Raw genomic sequence first — 6,254 nt, forward strand, 5'->3', positions numbered from 1 at the left:
TCACCGCTTCCCTCCCCAGCACGGCCGAGGAGGTCCCCCTTGTGCGCTTGTCCCGCAGCCTGGCCCCGATAGCCGTCGCAGCCGTCCTGCTGATGTCCCTTCCGCACGAAGCGTCACCCCAGGTGCGCGAAAAGGCGGCCCCGGACCTGTTCGGCGCCGCGTGCTACAGCAAGGTCACCGGCTCCCGCGTGACCGCGTACTGCCACAACCCCTACCCCGACGTCGACCGGGTCCGGCTGCACATCGAGTGCGACCGGTGGTGGGACGTGGACAGCGACGGCAAGCCCGTGGCGGCCGGGCCCGCGCAGACGGTACGGCTCGACGGCCGCTGCTGGAAGGAAGTCCGCTCGGTGTGGGTCAGTCACCAGAAGGGCTGAACAGCCCCGGCCGGCACTGGAACGGGTAACTCGCCGCCTGCGCCGCGGCCGTCTGCGCGTCGCCCGCGCGGATCGCGTCCACCAGCCCCGAGTGGTCCAGGTGCGTCTCCGGCGTCATCTCCTCGCCGACGTCGTCGCGCAGCCAGTCCCGCAGCACCTCGCCGAGGTCGGCGTACATCGCCGTCATCACGTCGTTGTGGGACGCCGAGACCACCGCGAGATGGAAGGTCGCGTCCGCCGCCACGAAGGCCTCCTTGTCCCGCGCCTCCCAGGCCTCCTCACGCCGGACGAGCAGCGCGTCGAGCTGCTTGAGGTCCTTCTCCGTACGGCGCTCGGCGGCCAGCTTCGCGGCGGACGACTCCAGCGTGGAGCGCAGCTCGGCGATGTGCCGGGGGTCGGCGTCGGCGAAGCGGCGGTGCATCACCCCGGCCAGCTCGCTGGTGGCGACGACGTAGGTGCCGGAGCCCTGGCGGATGTCCAGCAGGCCGTTGTGCGCGAGCGCCCGGACGGCCTCGCGGACCGTGTTGCGGGCCACTCCGAGCTGCTCGACCAGCTCAGGCTCCGTCGGGATGCGCGATCCGACCGGCCACTCACCGGACGTGATCTGCTGCCGCAGCGAGGCGATGACCTGCTCGGACAGCGCCGATCGACGGGGGTGGCTCAAAGGCATGGCTCACCTTCGCACGGGACGGGCGCCGAGCGGCGGCCGGGGAATGGACAACCAATCATCCCATGATTCTATGATGGGCGTCATGGCAAGCGAGGAAACCCGGACGACGACGTCCCCGCACATACGAAGCTCGGCGACGGACGAGAGCCGGCAGCCGTCCACGCGCGCGTGGACGACGCGACTGCTCGTGCTCGGCATCGTGCTGGCCGCCGTCAACCTCCGCCCCGCCATCACCAGCCTCGGCGCCCTTCTGGAGGAGGTCCGCGACGGACTCGGCATGAGCGGCAGCGTCGCCGGACTCCTCACCTCCGTGCCCCCGCTCTGCTTCGCCGTCTTCGGCGTCATGGCCCCGCGTCTGGCCCGCCGCTTCGGACCGGGTGCGGTGGTGTGCGCGGGTATGGCCGCCATCACGGCGGGCCTGCTGATCCGGCCGTACCTGGGCAGCACCGCCGGGTTCCTGGCCGCCAGCGCCCTCGCCCTCATGGGCATCGCGGTCAGCAACGTCCTGATGCCGGTCATCGTCAAGCGCTGGTTCCCCGACCGGGTCGGCTCCATGACCGGCCTGTACTCGATGGCCCTGGCCCTCGGCACCTCGACGGCCGCCGCGGCGACCGTGCCGGTGACCGACCTGCTGGGCGGCAGCTGGCAGACCGGGCTCGCGGTGTGGGCGGGGCTGGCCGCCGTCGCCGTACTGCCCTGGATCCCGTTCGTACGGCAGCGGGGGGACGACCGGGAGCGGGAGGGCGCACCGCAGCGGGATGGCGTACGGCAGCGGGACGGCGTACGGCGGTCGGACGCGGCGCCCGCCGAGCAGGCGACCGCGCACGCGGAGCAGCCCGCGCTGCGGATCACCCGGAGCCGCACCGCCTGGGCGCTCGCCGTCTTCTTCGGGCTCCAGGCCACCGCCGCCTACATCACGATGGGCTGGATGCCGCAGATCTTCCGGGACGCGGGCGTGCCCGCGAGCACGGCGGGACTGCTGCTGGCGGTCACCATGGTGATGGGCGTACCGCTCGCCTTCGTCATCCCGCGCGTGGCCACCCGGCTGCCGCACCAGGGCCCGATCGTGCTGGTGCTCGGCCTCTGCGGCCTCGCGGGCTACGCCGGCCTGTACCTCGCGCCGGCCGCCGGGGCCTGGGCGTGGGCCCTCCTCCTGGGTATCTCCAACTGCGCCTTCCCGCTGGCCCTCACCATGGTCGGGATGCGGGCCAGGACGGGCGCGGGTGTCGCCCAGCTGTCCGCCTTCGCGCAGAGCGCCGGGTATCTCATCTCCATCCCCGGGCCGCTCCTCGTCGGTGTCCTGTACCAGCACAGCGGCGGCTGGGGGCTGCCGATCGCCCTCATGACCGGCCTGATGATCCCGCAGATGGTCGTGGGCGCCCTCGCCGGACGTGATCGGACGGTCGAGGAGGAGGCGGGCGGCTGACGCCACCCCCCCCCACGGGGCGTCTGCGGGCCGGGGTGCGAGACTTGCCGTATGCCAGTGCTCGACCCGAACCCGCAGAACGGCCAGAAGAAGATGCTGATCGTCTTCGGCTCGTTCCTCGCCATCTTCGTGATCATCGCCGTCATCGCCACGATCGCCTCGCCGTGACGCGGTGACGGCGCGATGTGATGACGCGGTGGTGTGGTGACGTGGTGGCGTCGTGACGTGGTGATCTGTGGGGTTCCGTGATGCCGTGACCCCGCGGGCAGGTCGCCGCGAGACCGGTGGTGGGGTTATCCCCCCATCCCCTAGGGGGCGAGTCTCAGGGGCAACTGGGTGGATCACCGGATGGGTTGGGGGCCGCCGAGTCCGTACCTTCGAGATGTGGCCGCGACCGAGCGGACCACCGGCCCCTCGGAGAGACACGGAGGCACCCATGTCGGCCCCATCGCACACCCCGCCCCACCCGGCGACCCGGGGTCGCGCCGACATCCGGCTGCCCTGGTGGGCCCTCGCCCTGCCGACCCTCGCCTTCATCACGCTGCTCGCGCTGATACTCAACCCGGCCGACGCGCAGGCCGCCGCGGGCGATCCCGCGATCGCTCATCTCTTCGAGCGCATCCAGCAGCTGGCCGCGCGCTGAGCGGCCCGCGACACCCGGCCCGCGGTGATCGCCCCGTGCCGCCGGAGCCGCATGTCAACTCCCTGCGCCCCATGGCCTGTTTCATGCGAAGCTGGGTCCCATGAGCGTCGCAGAACCCCGCAGGATTGTCCTTTTCCGGCATGCGAAAGCCGACTGGCCACAGGTGTCCGACCATGAGCGACCGCTTGCCGAGCGGGGTCGCATGGACGCGGCCGTGGCAGGGCGGAAGCTGGCCGACACCGACATCACCCTCGACCTGGCCCTGTGCTCCACCGCGATCCGGACCCGTGAGACCTGGAAACTCGCCGTGCACGAACTCGCGCACCGGCCGAAAACCGTCTACGAGGAGCGGGTCTACGAGGCATCTCCCGGCGAGCTCATCGCCGTCCTCAACGAGACCCCGGACGACGCCCAGAACATCGTCCTGATCGGCCACAACCCGGGTGTGCAGGGTCTCGCCGAGATCCTGGCGGGCGCGGCCGAGGGCGACGCCCGCGAGCGGATGAGCCGCCGCGGCTTCCCGGCCGCCGCCTATGCGGTGCTGACCTTCACCGGCTCCTGGAAGAGCCTGGAGCCGGGCGTGGCCACCCTCGCCGACTACTGGGCACCGTCGGAATGACCCGCCCCCAGGCATGCCGACGGCCTGACGAGGGACTGACGACAGCCTGACGACAGCCTGACGGCAGCAGGGGCCCGGCACCACGGAGGTGCCGGGCCCCTGCCGATCCCGGAGTCCCGACGGCTCAGAGAACCTCGTCCAGCGTGTCCGCCGCCTCGACCTCTTCCCGGGTCACGCCCAGCAGATAGAGCACAGTGTCGAGGAACGGCACGTTCACCGCGGTGTGCGCGGCCTCCCGCACCACCGGCTTGGCGTTGAAGGCGACCCCGAGACCGGCCGCGTTCAGCATGTCCAGGTCGTTGGCGCCGTCGCCGATCGCCACGGTCTGCGAGAGCGGCACCCCCGCCTCGGCGGCGAACCGGCGCAGCAGCCGCGCCTTGCCGGCCCGGTCCACGATCTCACCGGTGACCCGCCCGGTCAGCTTGCCGTCGACGATCTCCAGCGTGTTGGCCTGGGCGAAGTCCAGCCCGAGCCGCTCCTTCAGATCGTCGGTCACCTGGGTGAACCCGCCGGAGACGACGCCCACTTGGTAGCCGAGCCGCTTCAGCGTGCGGATCAGCGTCCGCGCGCCCGGCGTCAGCCGCACCTCCGCGCGCACCTTGTCGACGACGGACGCGTCCAGGCCCTTCAGCAGGGCCACGCGTGCGTGCAGCGACTGCTCGAAGTCCAGCTCCCCGCGCATCGCGGCCGCCGTCACCTCGGCGACCTTGTCCTCGCAGCCGGCGTGCGCCGCGAAGAGCTCGATGACCTCGTCCTGGATGAGCGTGGAGTCCACGTCCATGACGACCAGTCGTTGCGCTCGCCGGTGCAGCCCGGCCGCGACGACGGCGACGTCGATCCCGAGCACGGCGGCATCGGTCACCAGCGCGGTGCGCAGCGGCTCGGTCTCGACACCGGAGACCGCGAACTCCACTGCCGTCACCGGGTACTTGGCGAGCCGGAAGATACGGTCGATGTTGCCGCCGGCCTTGGTGATCCGCGCGGCGATCGCGGCCGTGGCCTCCGCGGTGAGCGGGTGCCCGAGCACGGTGACCAGGGAACGGCCGAGACCACGGGGTCGGTTGTCGCCGAGGCCGGAGATGATCTCCGCCTGCATCTTCATCGACTCCGCCCAACTGTGGACGGTCGACCGCAGGTCGCCCTCGAGCCCGCGCGGCGGCTCGGTCACGAGCGCGCACAGCACCATCCGGCCACGGGTGACGACCTGCTCGATGTCGACGACGTCGACCGAGTAGGCGGCGAGGGTGTCGAAGAGACCGGCCGTGATGCCCGGCTTGTCCTTGCCGAAGATCTTGACGAGAAGAGTGGGTACGTCGGAGGTCTGCGAAGCGCTCATGGTGTACCCACCGTATCCGGCACGCAGTGCCTCCCGCCCCTGAGGTCCGCCTGGCGGACAGGGAACACTCCGCGTCGGTCGGGTGGAGTGGATCTTACGGACGGTCGACGGGGCCGTGCGGCGCACCTCACGGCCCCTGCGGTCACCTCCGTCCCCTGGGCCTGCCGGGTGGGGGAGGAGGGGGAGGCGGAGGAGGCGGAGGGGGAGGCGGCGGGGTCGATGACCCCTCGCCCGACCCGGAAGGCCCCCGGCCCCCAGGGCGTGCCCCGGGAGGCCTCCGCGAGGGTGGCTCGATGGGGCGGACCATGGTGGGCGCGCCGTACATGTCGTCCTCGGCCGGGGGCGACTCGTCGGGCGAGTCCGCCTGATCGGGCGCGCGCACGTCCTCGGCACGACCACCGCCGCCGCCCGGCTCCTGAGAACGCGGCACCGGCCCGCGCCCGGCCCCCGGCGCCGACCCCGCCCGCCAGGCGCCCCGGGCCTGCGGGCCGTCGCACCCGGGCCCCCGTGACCCTTCTGCCGACCGCCCTTCTTGCTCCGGGCGCCGTGGGCCCTCTGGGGGGTGCGTCGGCTGTGCCGGTTGCCGTGGGCTTTCTGCGGGATGTGCTTGCTGTCCTGGCTGCCAAGTGCCTTCTGCGGGGTGTGCCTGCTGCCCCGGCTGTCGTGCGCCCTCTGCTGGGCGCGCCTGCTGCCAGGAGCCCTGGGTGGGCTGCGCCTCTTGTCCCGGCTGCCAAGAGCCCGCCGGCGGCTGTGGGGCCGGCTCCGCCCGCCACCTCCTCTCCCGCGGCGCGCCCTGCTCCGGCGGTGCGTCCTCGGGCGGACGGCCGCGTCCGGGCGGTGCGCCGTACGGCGGTCGTGCACCTCCGGAACGGTCGTCCGTCACCCCCGCGCCCCGCCCCTCGGGTGGTCGCGCGTCCTCCGGCCCCCGCAGCTCCTCCGGCATCCGCAGATACGGGTTGGTCGCGGGATTCGGCGGCCGGTACGGCGTACCCGGCGCATAGGGCCCGGCCTCTCCCGAAGTCCCGCCGCGCCCGGCACCGGATGCCGACACGTCACCGTGTCCGGCACTGGATGCCGAAGCCCCACCATGCCCGGCGTCAGACGCCGAAGCCCCACCCCGCCCTGCACGCGAACCCTCACCCGCGTACGGCCTGCCCCCACCGGCATACGGCCCACCCTCACC

The 6,254-nt window shown here is 72.6% G+C and carries 7 protein-coding genes; 5 read left to right on the forward strand and 2 right to left on the reverse strand.

What is annotated here, in order from left to right:
* Window positions 1–41 precede the first annotated feature (41 nt).
* The gene (locus DI272_RS37765) at window positions 42–377 is read left to right on the forward strand and encodes a hypothetical protein (RefSeq protein ID WP_109499679.1); all 336 of its coding nucleotides are present in this window, start codon (window positions 42–44) and stop codon (window positions 375–377) included.
* On the opposite strand, the gene DI272_RS37770 is transcribed toward DI272_RS37765, so the two are convergent.
* Window positions 358–1,047 (reverse strand): FadR/GntR family transcriptional regulator, encoded by a 690-nt coding sequence (locus DI272_RS37770; RefSeq protein WP_109499680.1) that lies wholly within the window; start codon window positions 1,045–1,047, stop codon window positions 358–360. The genes DI272_RS37765 and DI272_RS37770 overlap by 20 nt on opposite strands.
* Window positions 1,048–1,117: 70 nt before the next feature.
* Here DI272_RS37770 and DI272_RS37775 point away from each other — a divergent pair, with 70 nt between their 5' ends.
* From DI272_RS37775 to DI272_RS37790, 4 genes are all read left to right on the forward strand, one after another.
* Window positions 1,118–2,473 carry a CynX/NimT family MFS transporter gene (locus tag DI272_RS37775; protein ID WP_109499681.1) on the forward strand — a complete coding sequence of 452 codons (1,356 nt, stop codon included), beginning with the start codon at window positions 1,118–1,120 and terminating at the stop codon, window positions 2,471–2,473.
* A 51-nt stretch (window positions 2,474–2,524) separates the two neighbouring features.
* Window positions 2,525–2,641: an SGM_5486 family transporter-associated protein gene (locus DI272_RS45745; RefSeq protein ID WP_107055787.1), complete on the forward strand. Its 117-nt coding sequence runs from the start codon at window positions 2,525–2,527 to the stop codon at window positions 2,639–2,641.
* 268 nt (window positions 2,642–2,909) lie between these two features.
* Window positions 2,910–3,116 (forward strand): hypothetical protein, encoded by a 207-nt coding sequence (locus DI272_RS37785; RefSeq protein ID WP_109499682.1) that lies wholly within the window; start codon window positions 2,910–2,912, stop codon window positions 3,114–3,116.
* A 100-nt stretch (window positions 3,117–3,216) separates the two neighbouring features.
* Window positions 3,217–3,735 (forward strand): histidine phosphatase family protein, encoded by a 519-nt coding sequence (locus tag DI272_RS37790; RefSeq protein ID WP_109499683.1) that lies wholly within the window; start codon window positions 3,217–3,219, stop codon window positions 3,733–3,735.
* 124 nt (window positions 3,736–3,859) lie between these two features.
* Here the strand turns inward: DI272_RS37790 and serB are convergent, their stop codons facing one another.
* Window positions 3,860–5,071: a phosphoserine phosphatase SerB gene (gene serB, locus DI272_RS37795; RefSeq protein WP_109499684.1), complete on the reverse strand. Its 1,212-nt coding sequence runs from the start codon at window positions 5,069–5,071 to the stop codon at window positions 3,860–3,862.
* Window positions 5,072–6,254: the final 1,183 nt, after the last annotated feature.

Source organism: Streptomyces sp. Act143 (assembly GCF_003143935.1).
Classification (GTDB): Bacteria; Actinomycetota; Actinomycetes; order Streptomycetales; family Streptomycetaceae; genus Streptomyces.